Origin of the sequence: Paraburkholderia sp. SIMBA_027 (assembly GCF_046535315.1) — a bacterium.
Lineage (GTDB): Bacteria > Pseudomonadota > Gammaproteobacteria > Burkholderiales > Burkholderiaceae > Paraburkholderia > Paraburkholderia tropica.
On record NZ_JAWRWY010000436.1, the window covers coordinates 1 to 277 of the forward strand.

General features: G+C 69.3%; 1 protein-coding gene. It reads right to left on the bottom strand.

The window, feature by feature from the left end:
- On the bottom strand, positions 1 to 277 hold a 277-nt coding region (locus SB764_RS39735), incomplete at both ends, for a hypothetical protein (RefSeq protein WP_410866716.1).

The window sequence follows — 277 nt, forward strand, 5'->3', positions numbered from 1 at the left end:
GGGCTCGCGCCCAGCTGGACTGCGGCCGATTGGGCCTCTTCCTCGGCGCGCTTCTGCACGCGCTGCAGGTCGGCCTGCCCGCTGACCCTTTCGAGCCTGTCGATCCAAGCCGTCAGCGGTGTCGCGGCGCAGCCTATGAGGGCCAGGTCCTGGGCACTCGGAAGTGTTGGCACCAGGCCGTACCCGGGCGGGGTGTCTTGGCTGGTGCGGACGTCGGCGACCACCGTGGGGATATCGGGACGGGATGGATGGTTGGCGGTGTACGGTTCCACGAAGG